Source organism: Insolitispirillum peregrinum, from assembly GCF_900156605.1.
GTDB classification, from domain to species: domain Bacteria; phylum Pseudomonadota; class Alphaproteobacteria; order Rhodospirillales; family Rhodospirillaceae; genus Insolitispirillum; species Insolitispirillum peregrinum.
Map to the genome: position 1 here is coordinate 24,438 of NZ_FTOA01000002.1, position 13,961 is coordinate 38,398.

Annotated in this window: 12 protein-coding genes; 3 read left to right on the forward strand and 9 right to left on the reverse strand. The window is 62.5% G+C overall.

Going from position 1 to position 13,961, the window contains the following annotated elements:
* Positions 1-211: 211 nt before the first annotated feature.
* The 4 genes from BW995_RS04140 to argH all read right to left on the reverse strand — a co-directional run bounded on the left by BW995_RS04140 (position 212) and on the right by argH (position 5,669).
* A complete protein-coding gene (locus tag BW995_RS04140) occupies positions 212-2,680 on the reverse strand; it encodes a DUF4175 domain-containing protein (RefSeq protein ID WP_084194572.1) in 2,469 nt (822 codons plus the stop codon).
* 80 nt (positions 2,681-2,760) lie between these two features.
* A complete protein-coding gene (gene lysA / locus BW995_RS04145) occupies positions 2,761-4,026 on the reverse strand; it encodes a diaminopimelate decarboxylase (protein WP_076398965.1) in 1,266 nt (421 codons plus the stop codon).
* Positions 4,027-4,113: 87 nt separating this feature from the next.
* Positions 4,114-4,251: a hypothetical protein gene (locus BW995_RS20715; protein ID WP_175616980.1), complete on the reverse strand. Its 138-nt coding sequence runs from the start codon at positions 4,249-4,251 to the stop codon at positions 4,114-4,116.
* Entirely contained in the window at positions 4,251-5,669 is a 1,419-nt protein-coding gene (argH, locus tag BW995_RS04150) for an argininosuccinate lyase (protein WP_076398966.1), read from the reverse strand. Before argH ends, BW995_RS20715 begins: the two co-directional genes overlap by 1 nt.
* Positions 5,670-5,802: 133 nt before the next feature.
* Here argH and BW995_RS04155 point away from each other — a divergent pair, with 133 nt between their 5' ends.
* Positions 5,803-6,339 (forward strand): TlpA disulfide reductase family protein, encoded by a 537-nt coding sequence (locus tag BW995_RS04155; protein ID WP_175616981.1) that lies wholly within the window; start codon positions 5,803-5,805, stop codon positions 6,337-6,339.
* 111 nt (positions 6,340-6,450) lie between these two features.
* On the opposite strand, the gene BW995_RS20720 is transcribed toward BW995_RS04155, so the two are convergent.
* On the reverse strand, positions 6,451-6,813 hold the full coding sequence (locus BW995_RS20720) for a hypothetical protein (protein ID WP_175616982.1): 363 nt from the start codon (positions 6,811-6,813) through the stop codon (positions 6,451-6,453).
* Positions 6,814-7,508: 695 nt separating this feature from the next.
* Here BW995_RS20720 and BW995_RS04165 point away from each other — a divergent pair.
* A complete protein-coding gene (locus BW995_RS04165; RefSeq protein WP_175616983.1) occupies positions 7,509-8,363 on the forward strand; it encodes a glycosyltransferase family 2 protein in 855 nt (284 codons plus the stop codon).
* A 111-nt stretch (positions 8,364-8,474) separates the two neighbouring features.
* Here BW995_RS04165 and BW995_RS04170 read toward each other — a convergent pair whose 3' ends face one another.
* On the reverse strand, positions 8,475-9,296 hold the full coding sequence (locus tag BW995_RS04170; protein WP_076398968.1) for a sulfotransferase domain-containing protein: 822 nt from the start codon (positions 9,294-9,296) through the stop codon (positions 8,475-8,477).
* A 248-nt stretch (positions 9,297-9,544) separates the two neighbouring features.
* Here BW995_RS04170 and BW995_RS04175 point away from each other — a divergent pair, with 248 nt between their 5' ends.
* The gene (locus BW995_RS04175; RefSeq protein ID WP_076398969.1) at positions 9,545-10,813 is read left to right on the forward strand and encodes an NAD(P)/FAD-dependent oxidoreductase; all 1,269 of its coding nucleotides are present in this window, start codon (positions 9,545-9,547) and stop codon (positions 10,811-10,813) included.
* Between the two features lie 60 nt (positions 10,814-10,873).
* Here the strand turns inward: BW995_RS04175 and hslU are convergent, their stop codons facing one another.
* From hslU to BW995_RS04190, 3 genes are all read right to left on the reverse strand, one after another.
* The gene (hslU, locus tag BW995_RS04180; protein ID WP_076398970.1) at positions 10,874-12,184 is read right to left on the reverse strand and encodes an ATP-dependent protease ATPase subunit HslU; all 1,311 of its coding nucleotides are present in this window, start codon (positions 12,182-12,184) and stop codon (positions 10,874-10,876) included.
* A 2-nt stretch (positions 12,185-12,186) separates the two neighbouring features.
* Positions 12,187-12,738 (reverse strand): ATP-dependent protease subunit HslV, encoded by a 552-nt coding sequence (hslV, locus tag BW995_RS04185; protein ID WP_076398971.1) that lies wholly within the window; start codon positions 12,736-12,738, stop codon positions 12,187-12,189.
* Between the two features lie 113 nt (positions 12,739-12,851).
* On the reverse strand, positions 12,852-13,892 hold the full coding sequence (locus BW995_RS04190; protein WP_076398972.1) for a DnaJ C-terminal domain-containing protein: 1,041 nt from the start codon (positions 13,890-13,892) through the stop codon (positions 12,852-12,854).
* Between the last annotated feature and the right edge of the window lie 69 nt (positions 13,893-13,961).

Consider the following 13,961-nt stretch of genomic DNA (forward strand, 5'->3'; position numbering starts at 1 on the left):
AGAAATGGGGTCTGGGGCCGACTGGCCCCGGCGAGGTGTGGAGCAGCGCTCCACGTCCTTGTTTCCCAACTGTCGTGTACTGTGGCGTCACATTTAACGCACGCTGGTCTAGAGCATTTCTCGGTCTCCAAGGATCACGAGAAATGCTCTAATGACTTGTTATTTAAGCAAATACGTCGTCACAGATGTGTCCATCTGCTCGGGATTTGCTCTAGAACTGCTGTAACAGCCGGTGGATATAATCCCGCTCGTCCTGTGGCCGGGACAGATCATTGGCCCGGCGGCGCAGTTCCAGCAGGATTTCCCGCCCACGGGACACGTCGCCGGTCGCAGGCACCTTGACCGTCCCGTCGTCGACAGCCGGGCCGTTTTGCAACGGGCCATTGCCCCCTGCCCGTTTGCGCCCACCGCCGGGCAGGACCATCATCCCCTTGCCGCCGCCCATCGCCTGCAACATCTGTTGCTGCGCCTGTTGGCGGCCCTGTTGCAGGGCCTCGAGAGCCTTGCCTTGCCAGTCGGTGGCTTTGGACCATTGTCCCTGCCCCAGCGCCTTGCCCGCCTGCTGCATCGCCTGTTCCGCCTGCCCCAGCGAGGGAGGAGCCGCCCCACCGGCCTGGCCTGCCACCTTGGCCATCGTGTCCAGCAGTTTGTCGCGCAAGGCAGTCTGGTGGGCCTGCATCTCGCTGGCCGCATCGTCAGAAGGATCGCTGGTGCTTTTGGAGAATGTGCTGTCGAGCAGCTCTTGCTGTTGCCGGGCCAGCGCCGTCAGTTGCTGCATGGTCTCGGCCATTGCCTTCAACGCCGCCGGATCAGGGGCCTGAGCCGAGCGCAAGGCTTGCAAGGACTGGCGGATCTTTTCCCGCAAGGCATCGGCCGCCTCGCGGGCCCCGGCTTCTTCAAGGGCGCGCAACTGTTGCAGCATCGCATCAAGGTCCATCTGCGGGCTGTCACTGCCCAGCGCCTCCAGATCGACGGCTTCGCCCTGATGCATCATGTAGGCCGCCGACGAAGACGACAGCACCGCCTGCATGTAGTCCTGAACCGCCTGCCGCAACGCATCGACCCGCTCGGCAATCGTTTGCGGGTCGGCATTGGCGGCAATCGCGTCATCCAGCGCCTTTTCTGCCGCCGCCAGCGCCTGCTCGGCATCGGCCCGGTCACCGTCTTCCAGCCGCAGGGCAATGGCCCACAGCAGGCTGGCGTCACGGGCCTCCAGTCGCCCACTGTCCGGGGCAGACAGCGCCGAGGCCGCAACCCGTAACCCCAGCAGACTGGCGAAATCACGGATGGCCGGATTCTGGCCGATCTGATACAGCCCCTCGGCGGCTTGCAGGTGAATTGCCGCATAGTCGGCCAGCAAGCGGCGCCGCCATTCGGCGACCTCGCGGGCCAGCGGATTATGGAATACCCGTTCCGGGATGGTCCGCCGCACGGTGGCGGTGGCGCTGACCGACCCGGCGGCATCCTGCACCAGCAGACGCAGGTCAACGTCTTGCCCGGCCAGCGGATCACTGGCCAGATCCAGCCGCGCCTGTCCCTGATAGCGCAGCGGTTTGCCCGCCTCGCGCCGGGCGGTGGGCACCGGCAGGGAAAGCTGGCGGGTGCGGCCATCCGGGCCGGTGACTTCGGCAGTGACACTGGTCAGGCCATAATCATCCAGCGCCAGATAGGGTTCCTGCAGGACACCGCCCGGCCCATTGGGGGGCGGCCCCTGCTGATCATCAACCAGCACAATCTGTGGCGGACGGTCCTTGGTAATCTCCAGCGGCCAGGAGGCAATGGTGTGCCTGCCATCGCGAATCTCCAGCCGGATTTCACCGCTGCTCTCACTGGTCAGCAGCAGGTCGAGGCGGTGGCTGCCGGTGCCTTCACTGACCGGAGGAATATCGGTCGGCACGGAGTCGATCCGCACCACCGGATGCTCAGCCCCCTGCACCAACACCAGCAGGTGGCTACCCTCGGGGACACGCACGGGCGCCTCAGCCGGTGTGCGGGTGCTGCGCTGGACCGGCGGCAAGCCGGTATAGGCCGGGGGCGTCAGCCAAACGGTTGCCGTTGCCGGTTCGGTAGCGCTGCCCCAGCTCAGGGTCGGTTGAAAGGCGCGCGCCAGTCGGGTAAGCGGATCGTCCAGCGCCAGCGGGGCCACCACCACCAGCGCCAAAGCCGGCAGCACCCGCAGGCCCCACGGGTCGTGTTCGGGCAGCACCGGGCGCGGCCAGCGGAGCGGCAGGGCCCGCACGGCAGCCAGCATCCGTTGTTGATGCAGTTGCCACAGAGCGGCGGTCAGCGGATCGGCCGTTAACGGTGTCAGCGGGGAATCGCGCAGGGCGGTCAGCGGCTGATGCGGCGTGGTGCCCTCGGCAAAGGCCAGCACCTCGTCAGGGGTGGGCCGCCGTAAACGCCGCAGACCACCAACAAGCAGCAGACCAAGGGCTATGACCACAGCCAGCAGAACCACCGCGTGCAGCCAGCCGGGCAACAGGCGCAGGCCATCACTGAGGAACAGCGCCAATACCAGCCCGGCAAGCGTCAGGCTGGACCACAGCGCGGCAGTCAGCCGTTCAGCCCATAACGCCAGTCGGCACAGGGCCAGCCGGCGCAACAGCCGACGGCCTTCCTCTGGCCCCAACAGGGCAGGCCAGTCAGGCAGGGACGGAGGTACCGGTGTAGGATGACCCATGAACTCCCTCCCCTGATGAGCTGATCTCACCCTGCTGATCGCCGCCTGTCGTGCCGCACGGCTTTACTCGAGGCTTTACTTTACGCCAGCCACTCCGGCACCTGCTCCAGAGCGCGCATTTCCTCGAAGGTAGGACGGCGACGCACCACCGCAAAGCGGTTTCCATCCACCAGCACTTCCGGCACCAGCGGACGGGCGTTGTACTGGCTGGACATGGTGGCACCATAGGCCCCGGCGGTCTTGAAGGCGATCAGGTCCCCGGCCTTCAGCGGCGGCAGCGGACGCTGCTTGGCAAAGGTGTCGCCGGTCTCGCACACCGGACCAACCACATCATAGTCAATGGTGGCTTCGCCGGGGACCGGTTCGGCAACCGGAATGATGCCGTGGAAAGCTTCGTACATCGCCGGACGAACCAGATCGTTCATCGCCGCATCGACGATCGCAAAGGTGCGGGTCGAGCCTTCCTTGATGAACATCACTTCCGAGACCAGCAGCCCGGCATTGCCCGCGATCAGGCGGCCCGGCTCGGCGCTGATGCTGCACCCCAGATCGCCCAGCGTCGACCGCACGATGGCGGCGTATTCCGGCGGCGGCGGGATGTCGTTGCCGTCTTCATAGGGAACACCCAGACCACCGCCCAGATCGATCCGGCTGAGCGAAATGCCATCGGCACGCAGCATCAGCACCAGATCGCGCACGCGCAGGAAGGCATCCTCAAACGGCTGCAGGTCGGCAATCTGGCTGCCGATATGAACGGCAACGCCCTTGACGTCCAGACCCGGCAGGGAACAGGCATGACGATAGGCCGCCGGAGCCGCCGTCCAGTCGATGCCGAACTTGTTTTCCTTTTTGCCGGTGGTGATCTTGGCATGACCACCCGCACCGACGTCAGGATTGACACGCAGCGCCACCGGAGCCTTGACGCCACGGGCCAGCGCCACCTCGTTCAGCAAATCGAGTTCCGGCACGCTTTCGACGTTGATCTGGTGGATGCCTTCGTCGAGCGCCAGTTCCATTTCCGCCCGGGTTTTGCCGACACCGGAAAAGATGATCCGCTCAGCCGGGACGCCTGCGGCGCGGGCAACCATCAGTTCGCCCCCTGAAACGACATCGGCACCAGCCCCCAGACGGGCCAGCGTGCGGATGACGGCGGTGTTGCCATTCGACTTCACCGCAAAGCAGACCAGCCCGCCAAACTCTTTCAGCGAGTCGGCAAAGACCTGGAAGTGGCGGGTCAGGGTAGCCGTCGAATAGATGTAAACCGGCGAGCCAACGGCCTGCACGATATCGTCAATCGCCACGTCTTCGGCGTACAGGCGACCGTTACGATAGTGAAAATGATGCATGGTCCCAAAAACCTTTGCAAAGCGCGACAGCCCGCGGGGCTGCCAGAGGGGGGCAACCGGGACGCAGTCTTGCGCCCCGGAAAGGGGTCATTGAGTCGGATAATCGCGGGGATAGGTTGATCCCTCGGGGGCTTCAAGCCTGCTCTTTTTCCCGCAGGCCGCCAGCGGTGCAGCCAGTGCCAGCACCACCAGCAGCGTGAGTGCCAACTGCACGCCCGCTTTCATCAACCGTTTCCTTCGCTATCGACAAAACGCTGACGGGCCAGAGCCGCCTGCGCCTTGACGTTATCCGGCGCCGTGCCGCCATAACTGGCACGGGCGGCCACCGAATATTCCACCGTCAGGCAGGCAAGGGCGTCTTCGGTAATCCCGGCTTCGATGCTTTGCAGATCGGCCAGCGACAGGTCTTCCAGACCCACGCCGCGATCTTCGGCCATCTTCACCAGCTCCCCGGCGATTTCATGCGCCCGGCGGAACGGCACGTTCAGCTTGCGCACGCACCAGTCAGCCAGATCGGTCGCCGTGGTATAGCCCACCCCGGCCTGATCGCGCAGGCGGGCGACGTTGACCGTCAGGTCGGCAATCATCCCGGCAGCAGCGGTAATGCACAGGTCGAGGGTGTCCGAGACTTCGAAAACCGGTTCCTTGTCTTCCTGCATGTCCTTGGAATAGGCCAGCGGCAGCCCTTTCATAACGATCAACAGGGCGTTCAAATCACCGATCACCCGCCCGGCCTTGGCACGCACCAGTTCGGCGGCGTCCGGATTGCGCTTTTGCGGCATGATCGACGAGCCGGTCGACAGCTCATCCGGCAGGCGGACAAAGCGGAATTGCGCCGAGGTCCAGATCACCAGCTCTTCGGCCAGACGCGACAGGTGAGTCGCGGTAATGGCCGCTGCGGCCATGTATTCCAGCGCAAAGTCGCGGTCCGACACCGAGTCGAGTGAATTGTAGGTCGGGCGGTCAAAGCCCAGCTCGCGGGCGGTCATCTCGCGGTCAATCGGATAGCCGGTGCCAGCCAGCGCCGCCGAGCCCAGCGGGCATTCATTCATGCGAGCGCGGGCATCGGCAAAGCGGCTGCGGTCGCGGCCAAACATTTCGACATAGGCCAGCATGTGATGGCCAAAGGTCACCGGCTGGGCGGCCTGCAGGTGGGTAAAGCCCGGCATGACGGTGGCGTAATGCTGTTCCGCCTGCGTAATCATGGCGTTCTGCAACGCCTGCAACTGCCCCTGCACCCGGTCACAGGCCTCGCGCACCCACAGGCGGAAATCGGTCGCCACCTGATCGTTGCGCGACCGGGCTGTGTGCAGACGCCCCGCCGGTTCGCCGATCAGTGCCTTCAGGCGGGTTTCGACGTTCATGTGAATGTCTTCGAGGGCACTGGAGAACTCGAAGGTGCCAGCGTCAATTTCCTGCTCGACCTGCGCCAGACCGTCCAGAATGGCGTCCCGATCAGCTTCGGTGATCACGCCAACCTTCGCCAGCATCTTGCAATGGGCGCGCGATCCGGCGATATCCTGACGGTACAGGCGCTTGTCAAAGCCAATGGAAGCATTAATCGCCTCCATCACCGCCGACGGCCCGCTCTTGAAGCGGCCGCCCCAAATCTGACTGGTTGAGGAGGACGAGGAGTTGCTCATGGACGCTGATCTCGATGCTGAAGGACACAACCGCCCGACCCTTGCACACAGGCATCAGGCCGGAAACACACCCCAACGGTGGGGCAAAGGGATGCTGGCGATTGTCACTATTGTAGCGGCGGTTGCAAGTCTTATGGGAGGGGAGGCCCATGCGCAGACGCCGGAACAGGCGTGCTCGCTGGCAACGACGCCGTTATTGCCGACCACCATCAACCGCCTGATCGAGACCAAACCTCCGTGTCAAATGCCCGATCTGGCCTTTAGCGATGGTGACAACCGACCGCTGAAACTGTCATCGTTTCGCGGCAAGGTGGTGCTGCTGAACCTGTGGGCCACATGGTGCCCGCCGTGCGTGAAGGAAATGCCGTCGCTTGACCGCTTGCAAAGCAAGCTGGGAGGCGAGCGTTTTGCCGTGGTGGCCATCAGTCAGGATAAGGGCGGGGCAGGGGTGGTTGTTCCGTGGTTGGCAACCAACAGGCTTACACACCTGACGGCCTATCTGGACCCGCAGTCAACGATCAGCCAGACCTTGCAAACACCGGGCCTGCCGGTGTCGATGGTGCTGGATGCCGAAGGGCGTGAAGTCGCCCGTCTGTTTGGAAAAACCGAGTGGGATGCGCCTGAAATGATCGCCCGCTTACAGGCGTTGATTTCAGCCTCACCCAAATGAAGCCACGTCAAGGGCTTCAACGATCGAGACACCGGGAAGGTGCCCCACAGAGGGGCACCTTCGGCAGCTTTCCCTGGACGGACCAGAAAAGCACAGGCGGTGCAGGGTAGCTTAGTTGGTTCCGGAGGTACCCGAGGTACCAGTGGTCCCAGAGGTCGTGTTGTTGTTGTTGTCGCTGCTGGCAGCGACGGCAACGCCAACGGCAGCGGCAGCGGCAACACCAGCAGCAGCAGCGGCGGCACCAATACCAATGCCACCAGCAGCAGCACCGGCAGCACCGGCGCCAGCAGCGGCACCAGCGCCCGCACCGGCACCGGCACCAGCGCCCGCACCGGCACCAGCGCCCGCGCCAGCGCCGCTACCGGTCGTACCAGCACCAGCAGCACCACCAGCGGCCTGCGCATGAACCAGAGCCGGAGCCAGCGCCATGCTGGCAGCCATAACAGAAGCGAGAACGAGTTTTTTCACAGACATGTCACCACCTGTCAGTAAAGGGATTTGCAGACCATATATGCCCGATTTGCGCCAGTAAAACAACCGCGTTACGCGTTCTTTTCCCGAAGCAATGCCGTGCATATCCCGCACTGCAGCCGGTGCTGGAAAGGGATAAGGGCGACACCACAGCCCAACACAAAAGACCTTATCCATATGGGATACAACACGATTCCACTCCGACACCAAGTCAGGCACCCATTGATGGAGCAGGGATGCCAGCCTGTGCTATTTTAGCAACACACAAAAAAAAGCATATGCGGCACCACGCAGGAGAGGCGAAAATAATGGGGCAAACTGCATCAGGCTTCCGGCTTGCAGAAGTATATTTCATCCAGAGTCGTGAAATCATGGCCGACCATAAAGGCTGATATCAGGGCATTATTTTACGGCAGAAGACGATCTGTCGATGCGTAAAGGATTTTTTTCCTGTCCATTTGCGGCCACCATGTATTTATCAGTCTGAGACTCCATAGGGGTACTTGGGGGAACCGTACGGGGGAAAAACCCGAACTCCATAGAAATCATGTTTATTTTCATGTCATTAGCATACCGTGCCCGCATCACATCATGACGCGGTCCCCCTGCGGCTGCGACATGCTCGGCACTGGCCTCCCTGCTCGCTGCGTGGTAGAGTGAGCCCCCATTGGGAAAACGCTTGAATGTCAGGGTGTTGCATGTGTGATGATACGAACAAGGCGGCCAGTATGATCAACTCGGCGCTCGTCGATATTGTCATTGTACATTACAAAACCTACGACGATACGATGAAGTGCGTCACCCGTTTGCTGGAACAAGGGCAAGTCCGGCCACAAAATATTCACGTGGTCGACAATCTGTCGCCCGATGGATCGGGGCAGCGTCTGAAAGAGACCTTGCCGCCCGAAGTTGACCTGATCCTGTCACCGACCAATGGCGGATTTGGGTCCGGGGTGAACATCGGCGCACGCGCCGGGACGGCGCCTTACATTCTGGTACTGAATCCCGATTGCGTCCCTGAAACCGCCAATTTACACATCGCACTGACCTATCTGGACGCGCATCCGGATGTCGGACTGGTGGGGGCAGAGCTGATCAATCCTGACGGGTCTTTGCAATATTCGGCGCGGACATTTTATTCGGCACTGGATGTGGCGGTTCGCAGGTCACCTCTGAAACGCCTTTTCCCGTTCAACCGGCTCAACCGCAGCCACTTGCTGATGGACCATCCCAGAACAGCCCCCTTTGATGTGGATTGGGTGATGGGAACCGGCTTGATCGTGCGGCGGAATGTGTTCGAACAGGCCGGCGCGATGGACGAGTCCTATTTCCTCTATATGGATGACGTAGACCTGTGCGCCCGCGTTCACCGGCACGGGTATCGGGTCCAGTTGCTGCCAGCGGTTCGCTTTATCCACGACCACCGTCGCCAGAGCAGTGGCAGCCTGCGCTGGACCCCCGCCCATTCCATGCACCTGAAAAGCCTGAAGCTGTTTGCCAAACGCTATGGCCTGCCGCTGTTTCAGCGCCCCGGAATCCGCAAGGTCCGATAAACAGGCGAGACCAGTGTGCGAAAACCGGTTCCCATTTTTGCGCTCACTGCTCTATTTCATGTGCCGCAGTGATGATGCGCAAAACCGGTTCCCACTTTTGCGCTCACTGCTCTATACGGTGTAGCCAAACACCTTCATCGTGTCCCCGGCCACCCGGTTGATGTAGTCGGTGTGTTCGGTGGTCATCGCGTCCTTGTGCGAACTGCCTCCCTTGCGGACAAAGGTAAAATCTTTGGGCAAGGTCAGGTTCTTTTCGGCACAGAAGGCTTCATTTTCCTTCATGACGGAAAAGGAGCCCGCCTGCACTGCTTTTTGAATGACATCCTCTTCAATCGCAAAGCCAAGCAGCTCGTAAACATGCCGCAGGACCGCTGCCGGATCGGCCAGCAGGTCTTCATAGCGCACAACGCTGAACGACACGCTGGGGCGGGTCTGCGTCAGCCAGCTTTGCGCGTGGGCGCACCAGGCCTCGATCCCGAACTCCCGGTCCCGGATCATCTCGCCCAGCGAGCCATGATACCAGCCCAGTTTACTGGCAAAGGCATGGTACGAGGCCATCACGTCACGGGGGTCGCGGACCAGATAAATAACCTTGTTATACAATGGATTATAAGGCGCATGGCTTTTGATCATGCGGTGCCCCGGAAACGGCAGCGGCGGTGGCAGATGCCGCGAGCTGTGAATGTCGGGTACCGTATCATTGATCGCAAAGAAGGTCGGCTTTCGGTCCACACCGCTTTTCTGCAAATTGACCGAAGCAATCAGGAACGTCAGCCAGGTAATGCCGCTTTTGGGGAATTCGACCAGAAAAGTATCATCAATCCGTGGCTGTGACGGCGAGGTCAGCAGGTGTGGGTGATCGCGCAGGGAACGGCGCAAGGAATGCCAGAAAGCACGGGATGCGGCCTGCAGTTTCTGAAAATTGGCTGCCACGGGATCAAATCCTTGTTCTCAAAAAGCGGTCGGACAATATCACGGGCGTCTTTCTGATGCGAGCATGTCTGTCGGACTGCTGAAAGCCGGACGAGAGCGTTTTCGCTCAGTATGAAAACGCTCTAAATCATCTTTCTGGCGCAGCACTCTATTCCAGGAACGACTGATGTCTTGAGGAAAAGTCGCTGGCAGGACACCGACGGGATTGCCACTGTTTCCGTCCCTTGTCCTGATCGGGAAGTTTCACCATGTCTGCTGTAAAGACGCTCCCTGTTGCGGTGATCGGTGCCGGTATCATCGGTACGGCGATCGCCTGTGAATTGACCCGCCGAGGTCATGCGGTGGTTCTGGTGGAACGAGAGGAACCCGGCAAAGGGGCCTCGTTCGGCAATATGGCCAGCATTGCCGTCACCGAATTTCTCCCCGGTTCGCGTCCGGCCATCTGGGCACAGATGCCCGGATGGCTGCTGGACCCGGAAGGACCGGTTCGCCTTGACCCGGCATACCTGCCGCGCATGATCCCCTGGGCGTGGCGGTTCCTGCTGGCCAGCCTGCCCGGCAGGGTGCGGGCGCTGGCCGATGCCGGGGCCGTTCTGGCGCGGCGGGCGTTGGGGGACATGCAACAGATGCTGGCCCGGGCCGGACTGGACGACCACCTGAGTTCCACCGGCTGTCTGTGCCTGTATGCCAGCGATGACGAATACCGCCGGGATGCCGACCATATCGCCCTGTTGCAGGATCAGGGCCTGCCCTTTCAGCCCCTTCGTGGGCCCGAAGCCGTGGAGCTGGAACCGGCCCTGTCGCCGACTCTGGCGCGGGCGGTGCTGTTGCCGGACAACCGGTCAGTACGCGACCCGTACCGGCTGGTGGTGGCACTGGCCGAACAGGCACAGGCCAGCGGGCGCTGTACGATGATCACTGGCCGGGTGGTCGGATTTGACCATCAGGAAGGCGGGGTGAATGCCATCCGTCTGGCCGATGGGCGTTCGCTGGCGGTGTCGGCGACTGTTCTGTGTGCCGGGGCGCATACCGGCGAACTGGCCCGCCTGTTATCCGAACCGATCCCACTGGAAACCGAGCGCGGCTATCACACCCAGATCATGGCCCCGGACATCGCGTTGCATCATTCGCTGATCTGGCCCGCCCATGCCTTCATGGTCACCCCGACCGCAGGCGGTATCCGGGTGGGAGGAACGGTGGAGATGGCGGGCCTCGACAAGCCGCCCGATTACCGGCGGGCCAAAGTGCTGGTCCGCCACGCGCAGCGGGCCCTGCCCCGACTGGCCTGCGCCGAGGCCAGCGAGTGGATGGGGCACCGACCGGCCTTCCCGGATACCATTCCGCTGCTCAGCCGGTCAGCAAAACATCAGGGTGTGTTCTATGCGACCGGGCACGGCCATCTGGGACTGACCTGTTCGGCCACTTCGGCGCTGCTGATGGCGGACCTGATCGACGGTCGCCCGCCGGTGGTCGATCCGGCACCCTACAGCATCACCCGTTTCCGCAGCCTGTTCTGATGGTTCACAGGGCAGCCGGGCGCGGTGATGCTGTTCGGGTCGGTTGGGGCCGTCTCTTTTTTACAGGATGAAGCGCGACAGGTCGCCCTTCACCGCCAGCGCACCAACACGCTCGCGCACCATATCGGCGGTGATGGTGATCGTCTCGCCACCCCGGTCGGTGGCGCTGAAGGAAATCTCTTCCAGCAAGCGCTCCAGCACGGTGTGCAGACGGCGCGCCCCAATGTTTTCAACACTGCGGTTGATGTCGGCGGCCAGATCGGCCAGCGCGTCGATGGCCTCGTCGGTGAACTCGAGCGTCACCTTTTCGGTCGCCAGCAGCGCCTTGTACTGCACCAGCAGGCTGGCTTCCGGCTCGATCAGGATGCGGCGGAAGTCTTCCTTGCGCAGCGGCTGCAACTCGACCCGGATCGGCAGACGGCCCTGCAATTCGGGCAGCAGGTCCGACGGCTTGGCGAGGTGGAACGCCCCGGAAGCGATAAACAGGATGTGATCGGTTTTCACCGGGCCGTGCTTGGTATTGACGGTGGTGCCTTCGATCAGCGGCAACAGGTCACGCTGGACGCCCTCGCGCGAAACGTCGCCACCCCGCGCTTCCTGCCGGGCGGCGATCTTGTCGATTTCGTCAAGGAAAACAATGCCATCTTCCTGCACTGACCGGATGGCATCCTTGACCACCGCGTCTTCGTCCAGCAGCTTGTCGGCTTCTTCGCGCAGCAGAACCTGATAGCTCTCGGCCACCGTCATCTTGCGCGGTTTGGTGCGGTTGCCCAGCGCCTTGCCGAAAATGTCGCCCAGATTCAGCATCCCCATCTGCGCCCCCGGCATGCCGGGAATGTCCATCGACGGGATGGTCATGCCGCTGGTGTCCTGCACGTTCAGCTCGATTTCCTTGTCGTCGAGCTGGCCTTCGCGCAGCTTTTTGCGGAAGGTCTGGCGGGTGCCTTCGCTGGCGTTTTCCCCCACCAGAGCATCCAGTACGCGGGCTTCGGCGTTGGCTTCAGCGCGCACTTCGACATTCTTGCGCATGCGGTCGCGGGTTTCGGTGATCGCCGTTTCCAGCAGGTCGCGGATGATGCTGTCCACGTCACGGCCGACATAGCCGACTTCGGTGAACTTGGTCGCTTCGACCTTGATGAACGGCGCCTGCGCCAGCCGGGCCAGTCGGCGGGCGATTTCGGTTTTGCCGACACCGGTCGGGCCGATCATCAGGATGTTTTTCGGCAGCACCTCTTCCCGCAGCCCCTCCGGCAGCTGCTGCCGCCGCCAGCGGTTGCGCAGGGCGATGGCCACCGCCCGTTTGGCCTCGTTCTGGCCGACAATGTGCCGGTCAAGCTCGGAAACAATTTCGCGCGGGCTGAACGACGACATGATTACAGGCTCTCCAGCACAACATTATGGTTGGTGTAAATGCAGATGTCGGCGGCCACCGCCATCGACTTGCGGACAATCGCTTCGGCGTCAATATCGGGCATGTCGATCAGGGCGCGGGCCGCCGCCAGGGCATAGGAACCGCCGGAGCCGATGCCGATGATGCCGTCTTCGGGTTCCAGCACGTCGCCGGTGCCGGACAGGATCAGCGAAACATCGCGGTCAACCACCGCCATCATCGCTTCCAGACGGCGCAGGTAACGGTCAGTGCGCCAGTCCTTGGCCAGCTCGACGCAGGCGCGGGTCAGTTGGCCGGGATGCTTTTCCAGCTTGGCTTCCAGACGCTCGAACAGGGTAAAGGCATCCGCTGTTGCCCCGGCAAACCCGGCCAGCACCGAACCATCGCCCAGCGGGCGCACCTTGCGGGCATTGGACTTCACCACCGTGTGGCCCAGCGTCACCTGACCGTCACCAGCGACCACCACCTTGCCGTTCTTGCGCACCGACAGAATGGTCGTGCCGTGCCAGGTCGGGATGTTTTGCGAATCAGACATCAAAAATCACCGCGCTTGAACAGGGATCACAAGGGCCCCCGTTTTTTATGGATACTGCTTGTGTTCCGCCAAGATGGGGCACGGATGCCAACAGATCAAGGCACCCGATCAGATCAACGGCCAGGCAGGTGATAGGGATTGCGGTCGATCCAGTCGGAGACAAAGCCGGTCAAGGCGTCGTCGGCATTGGGCGGCAGGACGACGGCAATGGTCAGGTACAGGTCGCCGGTCATTTCTCCGGCCCGCAGTCCCAGCTTGCTGACCCGCAGCACCTGCCCGTTACCGATCCCGGCGGGAACCATCACCGCCAGTTGCCCGCGCAGCCCGGTCATGGTGATGCGGCCCCCGCGCAGGGCTTCGGCCAGATTGAGCGACAGCAGGGCATGCAGGTCCAGTCCCTTGCGGGTAAAGAACGGGTGCGGCTGAACCTGCAACTCGACCAGCAAATCCCCGGCCAGCGCCGCTGTCGCCCCGTGCTGGCCCTGACCACTGAGGCGGATCACCTGACCGTTTTCGCTGGCCGGAGGAATGGGGACCGTCACATCCCGTCCGGTGTTCAGCGGCAAGCGCTTGCGGGTGCCATAACACGCCTCGGCAAAGCTGAGGGTTAGGGTATAGCGCACATCGCGCCCGCGCAGGCCATTGCCGCCACTGCCACGCCCGGCCTGAGGCCGAGAGGCTCCGTCCTGAAAAATCTCGCGGAACAGGTCGGTCAGGTCGTCGTCAGCGGGCGGTGGCGGCGGCGCAAAATCATCCCGGCTGTGGGGCGACGCCCCTTGTGTCCGGCTCTGCCAGATCGCCGGATCATCCGCTTCGTCAAAGGATTCATCCAGATAGGGATCGCGAAAGGGCTTGTTGTGGCCGCGCATGCCGCCAAAGTCCGGGCCGCTGCTGGCGGCAGAGGACTGGCGGGCCCGTGCGGTGCCATCCGGCCCCAGCTCCCCCCGGTCATAGCGGCGGCGCTTGTCGGCATCGTTCAGGATGGCATAGGCAACAGACAGCGCCTTGAAGCGTTCTTCGGCCTGCCGGTCGCCGGGGTGAAGGTCGGGATGGCAATCCTTGACCTTCTGGCGATAGGCCGAGCGGATTGTCCGTTCGTCAGCCGTCCGCAGAACGCCCAGCAGGCGGTACGGATCCTGGACCCCCACAGTCATCCTCTCAACTCCCCCCTGTTGTCGCCCTGCCCTACACCCATCAGTCTAAAAGATTACGAAAAGCGGAGG

Excerpts from the sequence above, each read along its gene's own strand:
- lysA (WP_076398965.1), bottom strand. The coding sequence starts at position 4,026 with ATGCATCATTTTCACTATCGTAACGGTCGCCTGTACGCCGAAGACGTG.
- hslV (WP_076398971.1), bottom strand. The coding sequence starts at position 12,738 with ATGTCTGATTCGCAAAACATCCCGACCTGGCACGGCACGACCATTCTG.
- BW995_RS04155 (WP_175616981.1), top strand. The coding sequence starts at position 5,803 with ATGGGAGGGGAGGCCCATGCGCAGACGCCGGAACAGGCGTGCTCGCTG.
- BW995_RS04165 (WP_175616983.1), top strand. The coding sequence starts at position 7,509 with ATGTGTGATGATACGAACAAGGCGGCCAGTATGATCAACTCGGCGCTC.
- argH (WP_076398966.1), bottom strand. The coding sequence starts at position 5,669 with ATGAGCAACTCCTCGTCCTCCTCAACCAGTCAGATTTGGGGCGGCCGC.
- BW995_RS20715 (WP_175616980.1), bottom strand. The coding sequence starts at position 4,251 with ATGAAAGCGGGCGTGCAGTTGGCACTCACGCTGCTGGTGGTGCTGGCA.
- BW995_RS04140 (WP_084194572.1), bottom strand. The coding sequence starts at position 2,680 with ATGGGTCATCCTACACCGGTACCTCCGTCCCTGCCTGACTGGCCTGCC.
- BW995_RS04190 (WP_076398972.1), bottom strand. The coding sequence starts at position 13,892 with ATGACTGTGGGGGTCCAGGATCCGTACCGCCTGCTGGGCGTTCTGCGG.
- hslU (WP_076398970.1), bottom strand. The coding sequence starts at position 12,184 with ATGTCGTCGTTCAGCCCGCGCGAAATTGTTTCCGAGCTTGACCGGCAC.
- BW995_RS04175 (WP_076398969.1), top strand. The coding sequence starts at position 9,545 with ATGTCTGCTGTAAAGACGCTCCCTGTTGCGGTGATCGGTGCCGGTATC.
- BW995_RS20720 (WP_175616982.1), bottom strand. The coding sequence starts at position 6,813 with ATGTCTGTGAAAAAACTCGTTCTCGCTTCTGTTATGGCTGCCAGCATG.